Genomic DNA, 19,437 nt, shown 5'->3' with positions numbered 1-19,437 from the left:
TGGAGCCCATGAACCTCTGCACAGCTCCCCTGGACGGCACGACCCTCATCGAGGCCAGCGCCGGCACCGGCAAGACTTACACCCTGACCGGCCTCTTCGTGCGCCTGCTGCTGGAGAAGAACCTGACCGTGGACCAGATCCTGGTGGTGACCTTCACGGACGCGGCCACCGAGGAACTGCGCGAACGCATCCGCAAACGACTGTCCGACGTGGCCGGGGTGCTGGCCGGCGACCTGGTGGCCGACGAAGAACTGGAATGGGACCTCCAGGCCCGCTTTGGCGGCACCGACGCCGCCCGACGCCTGGAACTCGCCCTGCGCAACTTCGACCTGGCCCAGATCTTCACCATCCACGGCTTCTGCCAGCGCATGCTCGGGCGCAACGGCTTCGAGTGCTCGGCTCTCTTCGACACCCAGCTCGAAACGGACATCTCGGACCTGCGCCGCCAGGTCTGCGTGGATTTCTGGCGCAATCGCATCATGCCACTTGGCGGCCTGACCGGCACGGGAGTGCGCACGCAGCTGACCCCGGACCATCTCACGGAACTGTCCGGTCTGCCCTTCCTGGCCCAGCGCATTCGCATCGTGCCGGACAGTCCCGCGCCGGACCCCACGCCCCTGGACCGGGCCGTGCGGGAGGCATGCGAAAGGCTCAAGGCCTCCTGGTCAGTCATGGACCCTGAAGTCCGAACGCTTCTGCTGGCCCGGACGGACAATTTCAATGCACGCCAGTTCTCGCCGCAGAAGCTGGATCAGCGCCTGAAAGCCGCGCGCAACTTTCTGAACGACCCAAGGCTCGATGCCAAGGAGCAGCTCAAGGCCCTCAGCGAGCTGACCTCGACCTACGTGCGGGGCATGACCAAAAAGGCCTTCACTGCCCCGGAGCACCGCCTGTTCGACGAGATTCAAGACATCCTGGACCGTGTCGAAACCTTGCGACAGGTGATGGGACCCTTCGTGGTCCATCTGCGCCATGCGTTCCTCTCGGACGTGACGGCGCGCCTGGATGACCTCAAGCGGCGGCGCAACGTGCTGGGTTTCGACGACCTGCTGCGGAACATGCACGCCGCCCTGGCCAGCCCCGAGCTGGTCGCTGCGGCGCGGACCCAGTACCGCGCCGCTCTCATCGACGAGTTCCAGGACACCGACGGCCTGCAGTACGACATATTCCGCACCCTCTTCGCCACCGGCGACGGGGACAACAGCCTGTTCCTCATCGGCGACCCCAAGCAGGCCATCTACTCCTTCCGGGGCGCGGACCTTCACACCTACCTTACCGCAGCCGACAACTGCGAACACGGCATGACACTGGGCGTCAACTACCGCTCCACGCCGGAGCTCATCGCGGCCGTGAACCGCCTGTTTTCCAGGCCTGACAATCCAAGGCCCTTCCTGGACCCGAAAATCGGCTATCAGCACGTGAGCGCCCCGGACGAAGAGCGGGACCGCTTCCGCGAAGACGGGCATACGCCCGCGCCCATGGTCCTCTGGCAGGTCACAAGCGAGGACAAGCCCCTGGCCAAGGGGGCCCTTGCGCCGCGCATCTGCCGGGCCGTGGCCGCCGAGATCAGCCGCCTGCTACGGGGCGCGACTGAAGGGCGCATCCGCATCGGCGACGCACCGCTCCTGCCAGGGAACATCGCCGTCCTGGTCGAGACCCACGCCCAGGGCGAGGCCATCCACCAAGCCCTTGGCGCGCTTCGCATCCCGAGCGTCGTGACCCACACCTCGTCGGTCTTCGCCAGCCCCGAGGCGGCGGAGCTGCTGTCCGTGCTGCGCGGCATGGCCGAATGCCAGCGCCCGGCGGCCCTGCGCACGGCCCTGGCCACACCCATGATCGGCCTGACGGCACCGGATCTCGCGCTCCTCGATGAGGACGGTGGAAAACTCGAGGCGTGGTTCGAACGTTTCCTCGCCTGTCGGGACCTGTGGGACCGCCGGGGCGTCATGGCCGCCGCGCGCCGACTCTTCGCAGACCTCGATGTGCGAGGGCGACTTGTCTCCCTGCCGGATGGCGAACGGCGCATGACCAACGTCCTGCACTGCCTGGAGCTGCTCCACAGCCGGGAACGCGAGTCGGGCGCGTCCATGCATGCCCTGCTGACCTGGTTCGCCCGGCGGCTCGGCACCGACAGCACCGAGGAGTCCCAACTGCGCCTGGACACGGATCGCGACGCGGTCCAGATCGTGACCATCCACAAGAGCAAGGGGCTCCAATACCCGGTGGTCTTCTGCCCCTTCATCTTTGGCCGGGCCAGATGCCCCGAGGACCGGGCCCTGGTCCACGAAGGCGGGTTGCTTCTCGACTTGGGCACGGAGGAGCTGCCAAGACGCATAGGCCAGGCCCTGACCGAGGCGCAGGCAGAGCGCGTGCGCCTGCTGTACGTGGCCCTGACCCGCGCCAAATGCCGCTGCTACGCGGTCTGGGGACGCATCAACGAGGCCGAGACCTCGGGCGCGGCATGGCTGTTCCACGGGCACCGCGCCGGCGAAAACAGCGCCCTAAACTGGGACGACGTCGATGAGGAGATGGTTAGCGCGGACCTGCTCGAACTGGCGGGTGGCGACATCGAGGTCGCGCAACTGCCCGCCGCCGAGCCCGAGGCGGGACCGTCGCAGTTCTCCCATGCCCCTGAGCTGCGATGCCGGAACTGGGACCGTGTCCTGGGCTCCGGCTTCGGGCTGGCCAGCTTCACCGGCCTGACACGCGGCATGGAACACGGAGCGCGGCCAGGCCTGGACGAGATCGATGCGTCCGGCCAGGCCGCGGACGAGTGGTCCATGGCGAATTTTCCGCGCGGCGCAGCCGCCGGCTCGTGCCTGCACAGGATTTTCGAGCGTATAGATTTCGCGGACGAGAGCACCGTTCCCGCCGCCGTAGCCGAGGCGCTGGCCGCTTACGGCTTTGCCCCGGAATGGCATCAAACTGTCCAGGACATGGTCAAGCGGGTCCTGCACGCTGATCTTGGCGATGGATTGCGATTGAAAGGCATCGAACAGAAGGACAAGCTGGTCGAGCTGGAGTTCCTCTTCCCCCTGCGCCCCGTGACCCGCGAGGCCCTGGCCGCCGTGTACCGGGACGCGGCCGGGCTTCTGCCGCCCGACCTGCCGGAGCGCATGGGCAGCTTGCGCTTCGAGCCGCGCCGGGGCTTCATGACCGGGTTCATGGACCTGGTCGTGCGCAGCGGTGACAAATATTACCTCATCGATTGGAAATCCAACTGGCTCGGCCCCACTCCCGGCCACTACACGCGCGAGGCCGTGGACGCCGCCATGGCCGGCAGCCACTACTTCCTGCAGTACCACCTCTACTGCCTGGCCCTGAAGCGCCACCTGGCCCTGCGCAATCCAAAGTTCGACTACGCGGAACACTTCGGAGGCGTGCGCTATGTCTTCCTGCGCGGCGTGGACCCGGAGCGACGGGGCCAAGGCGTGCATAAGGACTGCCCTGACCCGCGCTTCCTCGACGTATTGGACAAGGCTCTCATCGACATGGAGAACCGCTGATGTTCGCCAGCCCCGCCATCCTGCCCCGCCTCGTTGCCAGCGAACTCTTCACCGCGGCCGACCTCTACCAGGCCCGCTTCGCCGCCTCCCTGGCCCGGCCCGGGTACGAAGACCTCGCGGCGGGGCTGACCGCCCTGGTCTCCATGGCCGTGCGCGAGGGGCACGTCTGCCTGCACCTCGGCGACGAGGGCGTGCGGGAACGGCTGGCCGCCCTGGGCCTGGACGGATTGGACGGCTGCCTGGACACGGGGGTGATCGGCGCGCCCGACTCCGACCTGCCTCTCATCCTTGACGGGGCGCGGCTGTACTTCGCCCGCTTCTTCCGCGACGAGCAATCCCTGGCCCGTGCCTTCCTGCGCCTGGCCGCCGCGCCGCCCCGGGACATCCCGGCAGACCTGCTGCCCGACATTTTCAAGGCCCGAGGCGGAGAAACCGACTGGCAGGACGTGGCCTGCTTCGCGGCCCTGCGCAGCCGCTTTTGCGTCATCTCGGGCGGACCCGGTACCGGCAAGACCACGACCGTGGCCCGCATCCTGGCCCTGGCGGCCCGCATGCACGCCGGCGCGCCCTTCCGCATCCGCCTGGCCGCGCCCACGGGCAAGGCGGCTTCGCGCATGTCCGAAGCCCTGGCCGCGGCCTTTCCGGGAGGAAGCCTGCCCCCGGAGCTCGACGCATGTCTGACGCAGGGTGCCCAGACCGTGCATCGCCTGCTTGGCTGGGGCGCCGGGGGCTTCCGCCACGGCCGCGACAACCCCCTGCCACTCGACATGCTGGTCGTGGACGAAGCGTCCATGTTGGACCTCGAACTGACGGCCCGCCTGCTGGAGGCACTGCCCGAACACGCCGGGCTGGTGCTGCTGGGCGACCGCAACCAGCTCGCCTCGGTGGAAGCCGGGGCGGTGCTTGGCAACCTCTGCCGCGAGGACGTCGTCAACGCCTTCTCGCCTGCCTTCACAGCCGACGCCGCCCAGGCAGGGGCAAGCCTGCCCGGGGCCTCCCGCGTCTCGGCCCTGACGGACCATGTGGTGGAACTGAGGAAAAGCTGGCGTTTCGGCGCGGACAGCGGCATCGCCGCCCTGGCCGCGTGCATCGTGGCCGGCGAGGCCGGGAAAGCGGCGGAACAGCTTTCGCAGCCCCATGACGATCTGGAAATGAAGACGGGTTCCGGGCACGCGGCCCTGGTCGCGGAACTCGCCCCCCTTGTGCGGGCGGCGTTCAGGGGCCTGGGCACGGAAACGGACCCGGCGCGCGCTTTCGAGACGTTCGGAGCCCTGCGCCTGCTGTCGCCGGTCCGCCAGGGCCCGCGAGGCACCGAGGCATTGAACCGCCTGGCCCGCGAGGCGCTTGGCGCGCCGGCAGGGGATGGCTGGTACCCAGGCCGCCCAGTCATGATCCTTGAGAACGACTACAACCTGGGCCTCTTCAACGGCGACACGGGCATCGCCCTGCACGTCGGCGAGGCCTTGCGCGTCTTCTTTGCGTCCCCTGAAGGCTTCACCTCATTCAGCCCGGCCCGCCTGCCCAGACATGAAACCTGCTACGCCATGACCGTTCACAAGAGCCAGGGCTCGGAATTCGGGCACACCGTACTGATTCTGCCTGAAGAACCTTGCCCCGTACTTGGGCGGGAACTGGTTTACACAGCGCTGACCCGGGCGAAAATAAAATTTTCTTTGTTCGGGTCTCAGGCGCTACTCGGCAGCGCTGCACTCAAAAGCATTGCCAGAAATTCTGGTCTCGGTCGACTCCTTCACGATCTAAACCAATCGTATATTTCAGCATAGGACATCAGATGAAACGAAAAATTAAACAAAATTGTTGCTCGAAATGAAAATCACCTCAATTTTATGGCTCACACAGGGAAAAGAAACGCTCCCAAGCGTGAGATTCCGCGTCATACCAATTGCTGAAGAATTGCAAAAATACGACATCAATATCAATGTTTTGAGATATCCAAAAACAATTAGTCAAAGAATTTCGTTTTTTGCACAAAATTTATTCAAAACAAAAAAATATGACGTCTGCATAGTACAAAAAAGAATACTGCATCCCGCAGAGATATCGGCACTAAAAATTATCTCCGAAAAAATCGTGTTTGATTTCGACGATGCGATATGGACAGATCAGGAAGAGGCAGCTCAACCTGGAAGAGGCAAAAAGTGGAGTCGCTTCAAAAGAATGCTCTCTCATACGGACCTTGTCATCGCAGGCAACTCGTATCTTGCCGAAGCGGCAAAGGGAGTTCCACCTGTATTCATCCTGCCGACACCTCTCGACACGAGCGTTTACACTCCCGGCACCTCAGATATGAGAACCAAGAAATTCACAATCGGGTGGATGGGAACATCGAGCTACCTTGCAGGTCTGAGCAACATCGCCGAGATGCTCCATGCCGTTACAGGCGATCCGATTCAGATCGTATCCAATATGGCCCCCACGGGAAATTTTTCTATACACACTCAATTCAACAAGTGGACACCGGAAAACGAGCTCTCCTTACTTCAAAAATTTTCTGTCGGCTTGATGCCATTGAATGACGATCCTTACACTCGCGGAAAATGTGGATTCAAACTTCTTCAGTACATGTCCTGCGGAGTGGTTCCCCTCGCGTCATCTGTAGGATTCAACAAGGATATCATTTCGCATGGCGTTGATGGATTTCTTGTCACAAGAGAAAATCAATGGAAAGAATTCGCATCCACGCTTTTCAATGATCGAAATTTGCTTGAACAAATGGCTCAAAAGGCAAGGTTGAAAGTTGTAAGCAGATTTGACATCATCCAATCAAGCAAAGAATTTTTAAAAATTATCGATTCAATATAAAAAATATTCGCACTATTGTCTGGATACAGCGCAAAGATGAAATATCTCCGATTATTAATTTGAAGATTTCCTGAACTGACGACATTATTGAAATTCGACGCTACCGAGGACGAATTTTGTTTCGTTCGCAATCCCCGCCCGTCTCCGCATGTCATGACATTTTCCATCCCGCCTCGACCGGCAGTCATGTCTTTCCTCCAACCCATGACGTACAAACATCTCGACAAAAATTAAGGCGGAACGAACATCAATAACCTTGCGCCCCTTCTTGCCAAAAACGCGCGCTACCGCTACCTGATAACAGTAAATCAGGGAGCAATTTATGATACAGAGTCGCGTTTCATGGAGCATTCTTAATTTTTGGCAGAAAGTCTTTTTTTCAGCCGCCGTCTGTGTCGCGTTGTATGCAGCGTTCGGCTTCCTCCTTCTGCCGAGCATTGCCCGGTACGTTTTGGAGGAAAAAGTTTCGCAAGTGCTTCAGCGACAGGTTGGCGTTCAGGAAATCCGCTTCAATCCCTTCACCCTGACTTCTGACATCGCAGGATTCTCCATCAAAGAAAAAGAGGTTGGTACAGAGTTCGTGGCCTTCAACGCCCTCCACGCCAACCTCGAACTGAGTTCCCTGCTGCGCCTGGCCATTGTCGTGCGCGACCTTCGCCTCGAAGGTCCGCGCGTCAACATCCGCCTCGACAGGGATGGCCGGACCAACTTCGCGGATCTGACCGGTGGAAAGCAGGAGCCCGCACCCGAAAAGTCCGAGCCGCTCATTGTGCCCTTGATCATCGAGCCGATTTCCGTCGGCAACGGCACCATCGTCTTTGAGGACCAGACCCGGGGCGTGACGCATGTCATCGATGAAATCAATTTCCTGGTGCCCCAATTCTCGTCGCGCAAGAAGGACTGGACGACCTTCATGACCCCGACCCTGTCCTTCCGCGCCAACGGGGCGCCCTTCAACCTCGAAGGCCAGACCATCCCCTTCGACAACTCTCTCAAAACCGAATTCGCCCTGAACGTCATGGACCTCGGGCTGCCCCAGTACTGGGCGTACGCCCTGGCCAACGAAAACCTCCAACTGGCCAAGGGGACTTTGAGCCTCGAAAACAAGCTCGTCTTCGAACGACACGAGGACCGGCTGCCGACCTTCTCCCTGCAGGGCACGGTCACGGGGCGCGATATCGAGCTGACGGACAATGGGGAGCCCGTCCTCTCTGCCGCCAGCACGGAAATCGTCCTGGACGACATCTCCATCCTGAACCTTGAGCTCGGACTGCGCTCCGTGAGCCTGGAAAGCCCCTTCATCAAGCTCGTGCGCAAAAAGGACGGCAGCCTGAACTGGATGGGCTACTTCACCCGCGAGCCAGCCCCTTCAAACGCGACAGCGGCAAACGGCAGCGTGTCGCCGAAAGCGGAAAACGCCACCGCGGGAACCGAAGTCGCGGCAGCCGGAATGGGGAACGCCACGCAAGCCGCGGCCAATGCGACCACGCAGGCGGGCAACGCCACTGACGGCGCCCTGACCGCCGAAACAGCGCAGCCTCCCGCCAGGGCTCTGCTCCTGCAGATCCCCGAAGTGCGGCTCTCCGACGGCCGCGTCCTGTTCAGGGACGAGACCGTGCCCACACCCTTCACCAAGGAGGTGCAGGGGCTCAACGTGACCATCACCGACCTGAGCACGGCCGCCAACGCGACCACCCAGGCGGTGATCCGGGCCATGACGGCCGACGGCGAAGAGTTCGGCGTGGAGGGCTCCTTCTCCGTGACGCCTCTCCAGGCCAAGGTCAGCGTCGAGGCGCGAAATCTCGACATCCCCTCCTACTCGCCCTTCTACCGGGACGCCCTGCCCATGACCCTGGCCGCGGCCAAGGCCGACGCAACCGTGAACCTGGTCCTGGACACCGCCAGCGCCGCCCCGCGCGTGGAAGACTCCAGGGTCGAGGTGCGCGGGTTGGCCCTCAAGGCCAAGGGCGACGCAGGCGACGTGCAGCTCGCCAAGGCGGCTTTGGACGGCATCTTCGTCGACTTGGCCGGGCGCGAGGTCCGTACGGGCGTCCTCACCCTGGCCGACGCATCCGTAACCACGGGCGTGGACACCGCAGGCCGCGCGACCCTCGTGGCCGCCCTGGCCGCGCCCTCGACATCAGCCCAGGGCAAACCATCCGGCAACACCGCGACGGGCAATGCGCCGAGCTGGAAAATCGCGAGCGGCGGAGCGTCTGTGTCCGATGTGCGCCTGCTTCTGTCCGGAAAGAAGGATGCCCCCGTCCGCGTAAACGCCCTCAAGGTCGGCCCCGTGAACGTGGACACGGCAAAGACGGCCGTGACCGTCGGCCCGGTGGACCTGTCGCTGAACCTCGACGTCGTCCGCGAGAAGGACGGAGCCATCGACCTGGCGAAGCTTTTCGCCCCGAAGGAATCCGTTTCCGGCAAGCCTGCGCCCAAGAGCGCCTCCCCGGCCTGGAGCGTTGTCGTGGAACAGTTCTCACTGTCCGGGTCCGGCGTGTCCCTCACGGACCAGACCCTCTCCAAGCCCTCGCGCCTGGAGGTGGACCAGATCTCCTTCCTGACGAAAAACCTGTCCACGGACCTGGCCAAGGCCATCCCCCTGACCCTGTCCTGCCGCGTGGAGGAAACAGGGAGCATCAAGGCGAGCGGTGACATCGTGCCGTCGACCATGATCACCAAGGGGACCGTCGATCTCTCCCGCATCCCCCTGTCCCTGGCCTCGGCCTACGTGGCCGACGCCGCCGCCGTGGACATCCCGGCCGGCAGGCTCGGCGGCAAGCTGAACTGGCGTTTGGGCGGCAAGGGCAAGGACCAGCTCACCGGCTCCGTGCGGATTGATGGCCTTCGCGTCACGGAAGGCAGGTCGAAAGCGGAAATCCTCGGCTTCAAGACCCTGGATGTGTCCCAGCTGGCCCTGCAGCTTTCGCCCCTGGCCCTGAGCATCCGGGAAGTGGAACTTGTGGAGCCGCGCGCCGGCTTCGTCATCGACGCCCAAGGCCGCACCACCCTGGACCGCATCGCGCCGCCGGCGAAAAAGCCCGCCAAGGCGCAGCCGAAGAAGGCGGACAAGTCCGAGGGCCTCAAATCCCTCGATATCGGGAGCTTCGCGCTCAAACAGGGCCGCTTCACCTTCGCCGACCAGACCCTCTCGCCGCAGTTCGCGTCCGTCGTCTCCCCGGTGGACCTGAACGTGCGCGGCATCTCCCTCGACCCGCAGAAACGCGCGGAGCTCGAACTCTCCGCGGTCGTCGACGGCTCGGCGGCCGTCAACGCCTCCGGATGGATCAGCCCCCTGAAGGACCCGGTGGAAACCAACAGCACCGTGACCCTGCGCAACCTCGACCTGGTAGGCCTCTCGCCCTACTCCTCGAAATTCATCGCCTACCCCGTGGCCCAGGGCCAGCTCGACTGGGACATGAGTGTCAGCACCGACGGCAGCAACCTGGCCATGCGCAACGCCATCAAGGCCCGCCAGCTGGAACTCGGCGAAAAGGTCGAATCACCCGACGCGGCCGACGTGCCGGTCAAGCTGGGCCTGGCCCTGCTGCGGGACATGTCCGGAAACATCGCCATCAACCTCCCGGTCAAGGGAGACCTGAACGACCCGCAGTTCAGCATCGGCGGCATCGTCATGCAGGCCTTCCTCGGGCTCATCGTCAAGGCCGTGGCCTCGCCCTTCACCCTGCTGGCCAGCCTCGTGCCCGAGGGCGCGGGAGATGTGAGCAAACTAGCCTTCCCGGCCGGGCTGGCCACGCCGTCCGAGGAAACCACGAAGGGCATCCAGGCCCTGGCAGACATCCTGAAGCAGCGCCCGGGCCTGAGCATCTCCATCATCGGGCGCGCCGACCCGGTGGCGGACCGGCAGGCCATGGCCGACAGGCAGTTCCAGCGCAAGCTGCAGGTCATCAAGTACGACGACCTGTCGCGCAAGGAGCGGGAGCAAACCGTGCTCGAGGAACTGGAGATCACGGACGAAGAGTACGCGGAGCTGCTCTGGGAAGCCTACAAGGACGAACCCGTCGAGAAGGAGAAGAACGCCATCGGCCTGCACAAGGAGGTTTCGCGCGAAGTGCAGGAGGCCAAGCTGCGCGAGCTCATAAGCGTCACCGACGAGGATCTCGTCAGCCTGGCCGCGAGCCGCGCCGAATTCGTCAAGAACCAGCTCGTGCAGGTTCTCGGCGTTGAGGCCGGACGGGTGTTCATGGGCGGGGCCGGGCCGCAGGCCCTGTCCGGCGGCTCCGAGGTGACGGTGGAGATCAAAAGCTAGGGTCGAAGCGCTCAGGCCTCGAGGATGACCACGGCCACGGCGTTGTCGCGGCCGTGGGAAATGGAGAGGTGGGCCCTTGCGGCCCCCAGTTCGCGGAACTTGGCCTGCGCGGCGTTGTGGAAATGGATGGTCGGCTTGCCGAGGTCGTCGGAGCGCACCTCGATGTCCTGAAAGGTGACGCCCTGGCTGAACCCCGTGCCCAGGGCCTTGGCCGCGGCCTCCTTGGCCGCGAAGCGAGAGGCCAGGAATGGGACGGAGTTGCTCGGCATGGCCGATAGTTCGGCCGGAGTGAGGATGCGGGAACAGAACTTCCCGCCGAACCGCTCATGGGAACGCGCGATCCTGTCCAGTTCCGCGATGTCGATGCCCACGCCGATGATCATGCCGCAAGCCGCCGATGTCTGCCCCGGGTCTCCGGGGGCGTTGCCAGGAAAAAAAGCCAGACGGGCCGAACCCGTCTGGCTTTGTCATGTCATTATTTCGGATCTCCCCTAAAAGGGGGCGTCGTCCATGCCGCTGGCCTCGGACGGGAAGGCCGGGCCGAGGTCTTCCTCGTAGCCCATGTTGCCGCCCTGGGCCGGGGCCTGGCCGCGCTGCTGGTACTGCGGGGCCGGAGCGTAGCCACCTTCGGACTGGCGGGAGTCGAGGCCGAGCACGCGGTCGGCCTTGATCTCGGTCGTGTATTTCTCGGCGCCATCCTTGTCGGTCCACTTGCGGGTCTCGAGCTTGCCCTCGATGTACACGAGGCGGCCCTTGGACAGGTAGTTGCCGCAGAACTCGGCCTGCTTGCCCCAGACCACGATGCGGTGCCACTCGGTCTTCTCGACTTTCTGGCCGTCCTTGCTCGTGTAGGACTCGTCGGTGGCGACGGAGAAGTTGGCCACCGGCTGCCCCGAGGGGGTGTAGCGCATTTCCGGGTCGCGGCCCAGACGGCCGATCAATATCACCTTGTTCAGACTCCCTGCCATGTCGTCTCCTCGTATGTTGTCGGCCGCCTACGGTTTGGCGACCCGCTTTTCCAGTTCGCCGAGACCTTCCTCGATCCGGTCCGTGGCCTGGTTGGCGGCCTGCGGATCCCAGTCGGCCAGTCGGGCCTGCATGTCCTTGACGTCCTTCACGACCCTGGGCAGCCCATCTTCCAGGAGCCTGCGGACCTCGTCGGGAACGTCCCCGAACTGATACAGGTCATCGAGAGCCCTGACAAGTTCGAGGACACCCTTCATCTCGTGCGGGAACCCCGGCGTGTTGTCCTCGAAGGCCAGTTTCCACAGTAAGGGCCAAGCCTTACGGACATCATCCTCGGCATACGTGTAGGCCAGGACACGAACCTGCAGCACCCGGCCCATCAGTCCCTCTCCTCCCACTCGCTCTGGATGCGGCTGACGACCTCCTGGATCTGGCCCAGCTGGCTCTCGGGGCAGACGCCGATGAGGGGGGCGTCGCGGTCGACCGAATCGTTGGTCTCGAAGTAGACCGCGTAGATGATGCCGCCGGGACCGGCGTAACGCACCGAGGTCTCGCGCTTCATGCGCGAGAGGATGAACAGCTCCATGCCGTCCTCGACGTGCACGGTCTGGCTGCCCTTGGTCTTGATCTTGATGTCCACTTCCGGGAAGAAGTAGTACTTGCCCTTCTCCGGGGCCAGGAAGAGGGACAGGGAGCGGCGCAGGATGCGGGCGATGACCTCCTCCTTGGTCAGGAAGTGGCGGATGGTCATGAGCTCCTGGCCGGCCTGCACGAACTGGCCGTTCCGCACGTCGCCCAGGGACATGACTTCGCCCTTCTGCGGGGCGTTGATGGGCCGCTTGACCTGCTCGCGTTCGAGCCTGGCCAGCAGCGTGCCCGGCACCTCCTTCCAGGTGCCGCCGGGGCCGACCACGCGCACCCCGGGCTCGCTGGCCACGAACTCCACCTTGCCGCTGTGGGGCGCCCGGATGACGATCTTCTCGTAGGGCTCCTCGCGCAGCTCACGAAGCAATTCTTTGACGTCTATCACGTACGACTCCTATCGGTAGTAAAGGTTGCGGCCGCCCATGGTCTGCAGGGACTGCACGAGGTTCCCGCGAATCTCGCGGCGGTCCCAGATGCCCTGGATGTGCCCGCGCGACAGCGCCTGGTAGGCGTTGTGGTAGTTGGGCGGGATGTCCAGGCCCGTGGTCTCCTTGATGACGCCGGGGCCGGCGAAGCCGATGTTGGCCGAACGCACGGCGAACTGGTACGGCGAGCAGCCCAGGAAGCTGGCCACGGGTCCGGCGTAGGAGTTGGTGTCGTAGAGGACCAGGTACAGGCCGCCGGCCTCGGTGTAGCGGCGCACGGCCAGGGTGCAGCGCGGCATCTGGATGACGCCGTTGACGCCCTCCTGGATGCGGATGCCGGCCGTGCCGTGCACGTAGGACAGGAAGGGCAGCTGCTTCTTGCGCGCCCGCTCCATGGCCCGGATGAACTTCTCGCCCTCGGCTGCGCCGACGCTGCCGCCGCGGAAGGCGCCCATGAACATGGCGACCATGACCGTGGTGCCCTCGATGCGGGCCTCAAAGGTCATGCAGCCGCACTTGTGGCCGGTCTTGCGCTTGGCCTCGTCGAGCTTGAGGTCGAAGCCCTCGAACTTGAGGGGGTTGGTGGACTCGATCTCCGTGAAGAGCTCGTAGATGGAGCCCGGGTCGAAGATGTTGTGCAGGTACCACTGGTATTCCATGGGGAAGTGGTGGCCGCAGAAGCTGCACACGCCGGCCCACTCGCCGAAGAGGTCCGGGGCCCACTGGTCGAGGCAGCCGTGCACGGCCGTGTTGGGGCAGGGCACGGCGCGGTCCAGCTTGGCCTGGGGGCTGACGTACTGCCACTTGCCGCTGTTCTGGGCGCCGTCGTCCCAGACCGACAGGGAGGTCAGTCCGGCCTTGTCCACGTCCTTCTTGCCCTTGCCGAAGGACAGCCGGGAAGTGATGGCGTTCCACAGCTTCGTGGAGCGCCCGACCACGACCTGCATCTCGGCGTGCACGTCCTCGGCCAGCTCCGTGACCTTCTTGTGCTGCTTCCCGAAGAGGTCGTAGCGGAAGTAGGAGTAGAGGGAGGAGAAGAGTTCGCTGGTCCACTCGCTGCCGCGGTTGAACCAGTGGCGCTTGTCGAGGTAGGCGTGCTGTGCCATGCGCCGGAACTTCATGTAGCGCGTCCAGAGCAGGCGCTCCTTGGCCCGGGTATTGAGGCTCCAGCGCACGTACACGTCGGCGCCCTTGTGCCGCTTCAGGGCGATGGAGCGGAACAGGCGCAGGCCGCTGACGTTCAGCACGATCTCGTCCGTGGAGGAGATGACGGATTTTCGCAGCTTGCGGAAGAAGTCGTAGTGCTCGGGCCGGGCGCCGAGTTCGGGCTCGTTGATCTTCCAGTCGATGTAGCCGTTGGCGCGGTTGTCGTCGGCCGTGATCTTGAGCTGCTTGGCGCAGTGCTCGATGAGCTTCGTGTCCGCGCGCTGCCCGCCGCGCAGGCGCCCTTCGATGGCCGCGGCGCCCTCTGGCGAGATGACCGAGTAGTAGCCGTGGGACATCATGATGCGCGTGTCGGCCAGGCCGATGGCCTCGGCGCCGCCGGAACCGCCCTCGGAGATGACGGCCACGATGGGCACCTTGAGCCCGGCCATCTCGTAGAGGTTCTTGGCGATCTGCTGGGCCGCCCCGGGGTAGTCCTCGATGGGGTAGGAACCCGGGGTGAAGATATAGGTATGGATCGGGATGTTCTCGGTCTCGGCGACCTTCATGTAGTGCAGGGCCTTGGCGTTGCCCCAGGGCTTGACGGAGCCGCCGTTGCGGAACTCCTGGCCGTGCCCCTTCTCCTGGCCGATGACCATGACGGCCTGGTTGTGGACCTTCTTGCCGCGACGGCGGGTGATGTAGGCCCGGGCGATGAGCATGCTCGGGTCGATGCTGTAGTCGTCCTGGCCGCCGATCTCGGTGTAGTTGTCGTAGACGTTCTCGAGGATGTCCTTGAGGCAGATGCGCTGGGGGTGGCGCACGATGCGCACCTTGTTCATGGGCGTCAGCTCCCTTTCGAGCTTCTTCTCCAGGAACCTGAACAGCTCCTCCAGGGTCTCCAGCTGGCGAATGGCCTCCTGTTTGGGCAGGCCGGACTCGCGGGCCACGTATTCGCCGAGCTTGGCCTCCAGCATGGCCACGTTGGCGTTCTCGTCGGGTCCGAATATGTCGAGTATGTACTTCAGGCGGTCCCGAAGCTCCTGTATGCGTTTTTCTATATCCATAATGAGTGCGCGAATGCCTCGCAGGCTTGGGTTATGCCGGAATGTCCGGCGTCGCTTGAGCGCTTAATCAGTTTCCGGCGCGGTCGAAATCGGGGCGCGATGACGAGCCCTAGAACGCCAGGATGGTCTCGGTCTTGCGCCTCAGGAAGTCGATGTTGGACTTCAGGGCCTCGCCCGAGGCGTTGACGCCTTCGAGCTTCAGGGCGTTCAGGAACTCGACGCCCCTGGCCTTGGCCTCGGCCAGATCCTTGCCCCAGATGATGGCCAGGGCCAGATTGGGGTCGAAGTCCGTGGGAATCTCGTACTCGCGGTCCGTGGGCACCTGGCTGTGCAGCTTGAGCCACTCCTGCTCGGGCCAGCCGAAGGAGGTGATGCGGCCGACCCACGGGGCGAACTTGTTGTCCGGGTCCTCGGCGATGATGCGGTATTCGATGCCCACGCCGTCCAGGGCGATGTCCTTCTGGGAGTAGCCCAGGGGCGCGCCCAGGCCCACCCGGATCTGCTCGGCGATGAGGTCCACGTCGCCCTTGCCCTTGATGGTCGCGATGCGGGCGGAAACGCCGTTCTCGACCTGGATGCGCGTGTTGACCTCCATCAAAAACGGCTGGCCCGTGGGGCTGACGATCCATTCCCAGGTGCCGACGTTGTCGTACCCGGCCTCGCGGGCCATGCGCAGGGAGTATTCGGTGATGTCTTCGAGCACCTTGCGGGCGTCGAAGGCGTAGCGCAGGGAGGACGGGTCGAATCCGGGCGCGACCTCGATGCGTTTCTGGTGGCCCAGGGACTGGACCGAGCAGTTGCGGGTGCCGAAGTGGACCGGGTTCTGGCCGGTGCGGTCGGACACGACCTGCACTTCCAGGTGGTTGAAGTCGAAGATGCGCTGCTCGATGAGCACGCCCTCGTCGCGGAACTGGCGCTTGGCGTAGTTTTTGATGCGCCGCAGGGTGCTGCGGAACTTGTCGAGGTCGGCCACCTCCTCGATGCCCATGCCGCCGCCGCCGGCCGAGGCCTTGACCAGGATGACCGGGTTGTTGATCCCCTGCTCCTTCTGGAAGTCGAAGAGGGACTTGGCGATGTGTTCGGCTTCGAGGTCGTCGGTCACGGGCTTGTCGGAGCCGGGCACCGTCGGGACGCCGAGCTTGCGGGCCAGGCGCTTGGTGTTGATCTTGTCGCCGAGTTCGCGGATGACCTGCCAGGAGGGGCCGATGAAGATGATCTTGCGCTCGCGCTGCACAACCCGGCGGGCGAAACGGTAGTCCTCGGCGAAGAAGCCGTAGCCGGGATGGATGGCGGTTGCGCCGGCCTGGTCGGCCACGGCGAAGATTTCGTTGGCGTCGAGATAGGAGCTGACGCGGTACAGGGAGTCCTCGCCGCCGAGCTTGCGGGCCAGGACGCAGTGCTCGCTGTGCCTGTCGGGATCGGTGAAGAGCGCCACGAAGGCATGGCCCAGCTTGCGGCAGGCCTGCATGATGCGGATGGCGATCTCACCGCGGTTGGCGATGAGAATCTTATGGTGTTTAGGTTCGCTTGAGTTCTTCATGTCTGCAAGAGCCTTTTTCCTCGAATGGTCTGTTGGGCGTTGATTAAAGGGCGGAAATCCGCCACAAGGCCGGACCCGCTTATATGCATAATCGCATCGGAGCAAGCCTTGCGGGCCATGTTTCCCCCGGTGGACGGGCCGCGAGGCGCCTGGCAGGCAGTTTTGACAAGGAGTTGCAAGAGCGCTCCGATATCGTCTATGGTCAAAACGCCGTTGCCAGACCCTCGTGCGATTTCTCCGACCGGTCTTCCGCCCTTACACCAACGGTCTTTCCGCTGTCCAGATTCATGGGGCGACCGGTTCAACTCATCGCTAACCCTTCTCAAACGCAAAGGATTTCGACCATGCAGCAACGGATGGAAGACGTGAAGAAAGCCGCGGACAGCATCGCAAAAGCGTGTCCCGAATTGCCGAAGACCGCCCTGATCCTCGGCAGCGGCCTGGGCGACTGGGTGGAGGAAGGCTCCATCCGCCTGCGCATTCCCTATGCGGACATCCCCGGCTTTCCGGTTTCGACCGTCAAGGGCCACGCCGGCGCGCTGCTCCTGGCCGACGTCCAGGGCACGCCCGTCTTCATCCTTTCGGGGCGCTTCCATCTCTATGAAGGATACGACGCCGGGACCGTGACCATGCCGGTCCGCGTCCTGGGCTTACTTGGCGTCACGACCCTGATCGCGACCAACGCGGCCGGGGCCCTGAACCCCCTCTTCGCCACGGGCGGGCTCATGGTCCTGACGGACCACATCAACATGACCGGCCGCAACCCCCTGACGGGACCCAACGTCGAGGCCTGGGGGACGCGCTTCCCGGACATGTCGCAGGTCTACTGCCCCGCCCTGCGCGAGAAGGCCATGCAGGCGGCCCTGCGCTGCGGACAGCGCCTGGAGCAGGGCGTGTACGTCGCCGTGGCCGGACCGAGCCTGGAGACCCCGGCCGAGACGCGCATGCTGCGCATCCTGGGCGCCGACGCCGTGGGCATGTCCACGGTGCCCGAGGCCATCGTCGCCCGCCACATGGGCATGAGGGTGCTTGGCATCTCGTGCCTGACCAACAAGAACCTTCCGGACTGCATGGCCGCCACCTCCCACGAGGAGATCCTGGACCAGGCAGGCCGTTCTGCCGCCGCCCTGGGCGCGCTGCTGCGCGCCCTCATCCCCAACCTGGGAGGATGACATGGCCGAACACGCCCATCTGCTGGCCGAAATCAGGGAGAACATCGCCCGCAAGGACCCCATCAAGGCCCGGCTGGTGCTGGCCTACCTCGAAAACGTGGACCGGACCCTGCGGGAGCAGGTCCTGGGCATGTTCCGCGCGGCCGATCCGGACTTCGCCGTGCCCATCCTGGCCCGGTTCATGTCCGAACACCGCGACATGGTTTCGGAGCTGCCCGTGGTCCGGGAAATCCTGGCCATGAAAATCCTGGCCCAGCCGGACCTCGTCTCCCGGGCGATCCGCGACCCGCAGACCCCGTTCCGCAAGATGTACATCGCCATGGCCGCGGAGCTGCGACTGGAATCCGTGGTCGCCGACCTTATAGACGCCCTGCTGGCGGCCTCGGACGTCGAGGAGCTCAACCAGCTCATCGAAACCCTGGGCGAGATCGGCGACCCGTCGGCCACCACCCCCTTGAGCGATTTCCTCTACTCCGGGAACCGCACGCTGATCATCTCGGCCACCAAGGCCCTGGGCAAGCTCGGCACGCCCACGGCCATGCTGCGGCTGGCCGAGCGCATGGGCACGGACAACCAGCTCGACCTGCTGATCCTGGACATCTTCGCCAAGGTGCAGGACTCCATCTCGCTCGACAAGCTGAACGAGGCCATGCGCTCCCATTACGCCCACCTGCGCAGCTACGCCAAGAAGACCCTGGCGGCCATCGGGCCCAAGGCCGTGCCCCTGCTCACAGAGAACCTGCTCTTCGACGACGCGGACCTGCGCGTGCACACCCTGAACGTCCTGGGCGACATCGGGGACCCGGCCGCCATCGCCCCCATCCGCAAGCTCCTGCACAACCACCCCGAAAACGCCAATGTGCGCTTCGCCGCCTACGAGGCCCTGGGCCTCCTGCCCCTGGACCGGGGGGCCTACGTCCTGACCCAGGGGCTGGGCGACCCCGTCGAGCACGTCTGCATCGCCGCGGCCAAGGCCATCGACCGCAACTTCAACGAGATCATGGCCGCCGGGATCAAGAACCTGGCCGGCGCCCGCGACGAGGACGCCCACCGCATCATCCGCACGGTCATCAGCGCCCAGGCCAGGAGCATCTTCCTGAGCCTCATGACCGAGGAGCGCTTCCAGGACATGGCCGTGGCCCAGCTGGCAAAGGCCCACAAGGACATCCGGGATTTCTTCTACGCGGTGCTGAAGGAACAGGGGTACTCGGAGCTGGCCCTCAGGCTGCTGGCTCCCGAGACGAAGAAGGCCGCCGCCCGCAAGCGCATCTGCGCCGTGGACGACTCGCGCATGATCCTGAACATCTACAAGTCGACCCTGCACGAGCTGGGCTTCGAGCCGGTTCTCTTCGAGTTCCCGGCCGGCGCCCTGGAATGGCTGGAGAAGAACAGGCCGGACATGGTGCTGACGGACCTGAACATGCCCGACATCACGGGCATCGACCTGACCAGGGCCATCCGCAAGATCTTCCCCAAGGAAGAGCTGCCGGTGGTCATGGTCACCACCCAGAACGAGGTCAACGACAACCGCGCCGCACTGGAGGCCGGGGTCAACGACATCACCCACAAGCCTTTCACGGCCGAAAGCCTGAAGGCGGTGATCAATAAATTCCTGTAGGCATTCCGGATCGTGACCGCGCTGCGGCGCCTCAATGGATGCAGGACATGGGGCAAGAGGCAACCACCCCGCCCTGCGGGCACACCTCCTTGGCAGGAGGGGAGGCGGAGCAGCTGCCGGCGAATCTTGTCACGCTACGTTAGCAATGACGCATGTGGAACAACTGCACGGCGAGGAGTCTTCAACACGGCAATCCACCGTCGTTCTTCGCATCACGAAAAACACGAGAGACAAGGATCTTGAATCTCCCCCTGCCAAG

General features: G+C 64.2%; 12 protein-coding genes. 6 read left to right on the top strand and 6 right to left on the bottom strand.

Going from position 1 to position 19,437, the window contains the following annotated elements; all coding sequences use genetic code 11:
- Nucleotides 1-8: 8 nt before the first annotated feature.
- From recB to ACZ5AC_RS01260, 4 genes are all read left to right on the top strand, one after another.
- A complete protein-coding gene (gene recB / locus ACZ5AC_RS01275; protein WP_464249155.1) occupies nt 9-3,506 on the top strand; it encodes an exodeoxyribonuclease V subunit beta in 3,498 nt (1,165 codons plus the stop codon).
- Nucleotides 3,506-5,290, top strand: coding sequence for an exodeoxyribonuclease V subunit alpha (gene recD, locus ACZ5AC_RS01270; protein WP_464249154.1), 1,785 nt, complete (start codon nt 3,506-3,508; stop codon nt 5,288-5,290). The genes recB and recD overlap by 1 nt, the downstream gene beginning before the upstream one ends.
- A 43-nt stretch (nt 5,291-5,333) precedes the next feature.
- Entirely contained in the window at nt 5,334-6,329 is a 996-nt protein-coding gene (locus ACZ5AC_RS01265) for a glycosyltransferase (protein ID WP_464249153.1), read from the top strand.
- 322 nt (nt 6,330-6,651) lie between these two features.
- A complete protein-coding gene (locus ACZ5AC_RS01260; RefSeq protein ID WP_464249152.1) occupies nt 6,652-10,602 on the top strand; it encodes a DUF748 domain-containing protein in 3,951 nt (1,316 codons plus the stop codon).
- 11 nt (nt 10,603-10,613) lie between these two features.
- Here ACZ5AC_RS01260 and ACZ5AC_RS01255 read toward each other — a convergent pair whose 3' ends face one another.
- The 6 genes from ACZ5AC_RS01255 to ACZ5AC_RS01230 all read right to left on the bottom strand — a co-directional run bounded on the left by ACZ5AC_RS01255 (nt 10,614) and on the right by ACZ5AC_RS01230 (nt 16,388).
- Nucleotides 10,614-10,985, bottom strand: a complete 372-nt coding sequence (locus ACZ5AC_RS01255; protein ID WP_464249151.1) for a holo-[acyl-carrier-protein] synthase — start codon at nt 10,983-10,985, stop codon at nt 10,614-10,616.
- A 108-nt stretch (nt 10,986-11,093) separates the two neighbouring features.
- Nucleotides 11,094-11,570 carry a single-stranded DNA-binding protein gene (locus ACZ5AC_RS01250; RefSeq protein ID WP_028576997.1) on the bottom strand — a complete coding sequence of 159 codons (477 nt, stop codon included), beginning with the start codon at nt 11,568-11,570 and terminating at the stop codon, nt 11,094-11,096.
- Between the two features lie 27 nt (nt 11,571-11,597).
- Nucleotides 11,598-11,948, bottom strand: coding sequence for a formin-like protein 18 (locus ACZ5AC_RS01245; protein ID WP_464249150.1), 351 nt, complete (start codon nt 11,946-11,948; stop codon nt 11,598-11,600).
- Entirely contained in the window at nt 11,948-12,598 is a 651-nt protein-coding gene (locus tag ACZ5AC_RS01240; RefSeq protein WP_464249149.1) for a biotin attachment protein, read from the bottom strand. Before ACZ5AC_RS01240 ends, ACZ5AC_RS01245 begins: the two co-directional genes overlap by 1 nt.
- Nucleotides 12,599-12,607: 9 nt before the next feature.
- Nucleotides 12,608-14,848, bottom strand: a complete 2,241-nt coding sequence (locus ACZ5AC_RS01235; RefSeq protein ID WP_464249148.1) for a carboxyl transferase domain-containing protein — start codon at nt 14,846-14,848, stop codon at nt 12,608-12,610.
- Between the two features lie 109 nt (nt 14,849-14,957).
- Nucleotides 14,958-16,388, bottom strand: coding sequence for an ATP-binding protein (locus ACZ5AC_RS01230; RefSeq protein WP_464249147.1), 1,431 nt, complete (start codon nt 16,386-16,388; stop codon nt 14,958-14,960).
- 344 nt (nt 16,389-16,732) lie between these two features.
- Between ACZ5AC_RS01230 and ACZ5AC_RS01225 the strand changes: the two genes are divergently transcribed.
- Nucleotides 16,733-17,560, top strand: coding sequence for a purine-nucleoside phosphorylase (locus ACZ5AC_RS01225; RefSeq protein WP_464249146.1), 828 nt, complete (start codon nt 16,733-16,735; stop codon nt 17,558-17,560).
- A gap of 1 nt (nt 17,561) precedes the next feature.
- On the top strand, nt 17,562-19,178 hold the full coding sequence (locus ACZ5AC_RS01220; protein WP_464249145.1) for a response regulator: 1,617 nt from the start codon (nt 17,562-17,564) through the stop codon (nt 19,176-19,178).
- Nucleotides 19,179-19,437: the final 259 nt, after the last annotated feature.

It is taken from the genome of Desulfomicrobium aestuarii (assembly GCF_055385525.1).
This window is presented reverse-complemented; position numbering and strand designations above follow the sequence as displayed.

What these genes read in the sequence shown, in the direction of transcription:
- recB (WP_464249155.1), top strand. Translation starts at nt 9, where the DNA reads ATGAACCTCTGCACAGCTCCCCTGGACGGCACGACCCTCATCGAGGCC.
- recD (WP_464249154.1), top strand. Translation starts at nt 3,506, where the DNA reads ATGTTCGCCAGCCCCGCCATCCTGCCCCGCCTCGTTGCCAGCGAACTC.
- ACZ5AC_RS01265 (WP_464249153.1), top strand. Translation starts at nt 5,334, where the DNA reads ATGAAAATCACCTCAATTTTATGGCTCACACAGGGAAAAGAAACGCTC.
- ACZ5AC_RS01260 (WP_464249152.1), top strand. Translation starts at nt 6,652, where the DNA reads ATGATACAGAGTCGCGTTTCATGGAGCATTCTTAATTTTTGGCAGAAA.
- ACZ5AC_RS01255 (WP_464249151.1), bottom strand. Translation starts at nt 10,985, where the DNA reads ATGATCATCGGCGTGGGCATCGACATCGCGGAACTGGACAGGATCGCG.
- ACZ5AC_RS01250 (WP_028576997.1), bottom strand. Translation starts at nt 11,570, where the DNA reads ATGGCAGGGAGTCTGAACAAGGTGATATTGATCGGCCGTCTGGGCCGC.
- ACZ5AC_RS01245 (WP_464249150.1), bottom strand. Translation starts at nt 11,948, where the DNA reads ATGGGCCGGGTGCTGCAGGTTCGTGTCCTGGCCTACACGTATGCCGAG.
- ACZ5AC_RS01235 (WP_464249148.1), bottom strand. Translation starts at nt 14,848, where the DNA reads ATGGATATAGAAAAACGCATACAGGAGCTTCGGGACCGCCTGAAGTAC.
- ACZ5AC_RS01230 (WP_464249147.1), bottom strand. Translation starts at nt 16,388, where the DNA reads ATGAAGAACTCAAGCGAACCTAAACACCATAAGATTCTCATCGCCAAC.
- ACZ5AC_RS01225 (WP_464249146.1), top strand. Translation starts at nt 16,733, where the DNA reads ATGCAGCAACGGATGGAAGACGTGAAGAAAGCCGCGGACAGCATCGCA.
- ACZ5AC_RS01220 (WP_464249145.1), top strand. Translation starts at nt 17,562, where the DNA reads ATGGCCGAACACGCCCATCTGCTGGCCGAAATCAGGGAGAACATCGCC.